The organism is Pseudomonas sp. GW456-E7 (genome assembly GCF_059424105.1).
Genome location: NZ_JBWKZB010000076.1, coordinates 16,645 through 18,830 on the forward strand (window position 1 = coordinate 16,645; position 2,186 = coordinate 18,830).

The following is a 2,186-nucleotide window of genomic DNA, read 5'->3' on the forward strand; positions in this document are numbered from 1 at the left end:
CCTGCTGTCAGTGTTGTGTCGGCCAGCACAATCGTGGCGGTCGGACGCACCGTGTCGATCGCATAGTTGTTGGAATCGGTGGTGCCACTGCCGGCGTTGCCCGCCAGATCCGCGATGCCGGTGTTGGCCAGGGTGATCAGGTTGGTCGTGTCATTGATGCTCGCGGAAGGTGTGAAGGTCGCCGTCCAGGTGATGCCGCCGTCGCTGCTGCTCACCGCAGACAGGGTGCCGTTGGCGATGGTCAGGTCGGCGTTGGTGAATCCGCTGACCGCTTCACTGAAGGTGATGGTCACCAGCGAGGTTTCGCCGATTCTCAGCGCATTGTCCGTCACCACGATGGTTGCCGTTGGTCGCACGGTATCGATGGCGTAATTGTTCGAATCAGTGGTGCCGCTACCGGCGTTGCCCGCCACATCGCTGACCCCGGTGTTGTCCAGGGTGATCAGGTTGGTCGTGTCGGTGATGCTGGCGGTGGGGGTAAAAGTCGCGGTCCAGGTGATGCCGCCATCGCCGCTGCTCACCGCTGTCAGAGTCCCGTTGGCAATGGTCAGGTCGGCGTTGGTGAAACCGCTGACCGCTTCACTGAAGGTGATGGTCACCAGCGAGGTTTCGCCGATTCTCAGCGCATTGTCCGCCACCACGATGGTGGCGGTCGGACGAAGCGTATCAATCGCATAGTTGTTCGAATCGGTGGTGCCGCTACCGGCATTGCCCGCCAGATCGCTGACCCCGGTGTTGTTCAGGGTGATCAGGTTGGTCGAGTCGTTGATGCTTGCGGAAGGTGTGAAGGTCGCGGTCCAGGTGATCCCGCCGTCGCTGCTGCTGACCGCGCTCAAGGTGCCGTTGGCAATGCTCAGGTCGGCGTTGGTGAAACCGCTGACCGCTTCACTGAAGGTGATCGTCACCAGCGAGGTTTCGCCGATTTTCAGCGCGTTGTCCGCCACCACGATGGTCGCCGTTGGCCGCACGGTATCGATGGCGTAATTGTTCGAATCGGTGGTGCCGCTGCCGGCGTTGCCCGCCAGGTCACTGACCCCGGTGTTGTCCAGGGTGATCAGGTTGGTCGTGTCGGCGATGCTCGCGCTTGGCGTGAAAGTCCCCGTCCAGGTGATGCCGCCGTCGCTGCTGCTCACCGAGGTCAAGGTGCCGTTGGCAATGGTCAGGTCGGCATTGGTGAAACCGCTGACCGCTTCGTTGAAGGTGATGGTTACCAGGGAGGTTTCGCCGACTCTCAGCGCCGTGTCGGTAAACACGATGCTGGCGGTCGGGCGTACGGTGTCGACCGTGTAGTTGTTGGAGTTGGTGGTGCCGACGCCGGCAGTGCCCAGACCGTTTATCACCCCGGTGTTGTCCAGGGTGATGACGTTGGTCGTATCGGAAATACTGGCGGACGGCGTGAACGTTGCTGTCCAGGTGATGCCGCCATCACTACTGCTTACCGCGGTCAAGGTGCCGTTGGCGATGGTCAGATCGGCATTGGTGAAACCGGTCACCGCTTCACTGAAGGTGATCGTCACCAGCGAGGTTTCGCCGATTTTCAGTGCATTGTCCGACACCACAATGGTCGCGGTCGGTGGCGGTGCATAGGCGGTGTTGAGTGTGCCGCCATCGTTGTAGATTGTCGCTACGGAGGTTGGCGAGGTGCCGGTGGTCCCACCACCCAGGGCAACGCCACCGGAACCGCTCGCCGCAGCATTACCCGCCAGGGCCGCAAAGTTGGCGGCCGTGATCAGCAGCGTGCCTTTGTTCCAGACCGCACCGACGCCCCTGCCGCCCGCGCCGCCATTGGAGGCATTGCTGCCCTGGCCACCACCACCACCACCGCCACCGCCGGCACCAATGTTGTTGGTGATGGTCGACGTACCAATGATGGTCATGGTGCCGCTGCTGGCGTTGTAGATCCCGCCCACCGCATTGCCACCGGCGCCACCCACCTTGTCCCAACCGGCTCCGCCGCCACCACCGCCAATGGAAATCGTGCCATTGGTGGCCGTCGCACCGTTACCGCCGTTGCTGTAATAGGAAACGCCTACGCCGCCAGCCCCGCCAGTGGTGGTACCGCCGCGACCGCCCATGTGGGTGGCGTCATAACCGCCGCCGTAACCCCCGGCACCGCCGCCGCCCGCCTGGCCGCCCAATGTGCCGGTGCCCGGCCCTGCCGAACCGCCATGCCCGCCGCCCTGGCC

General features: G+C 63.4%; 1 protein-coding gene. It reads right to left on the reverse strand.

Annotated features, from left to right (window positions below):
- Positions 1-2,186, reverse strand: a 2,186-nt coding sequence (locus AC07YV_RS28510) for an Ig-like domain-containing protein (RefSeq protein ID WP_494990387.1), incomplete at both ends; no start/stop codon positions are given.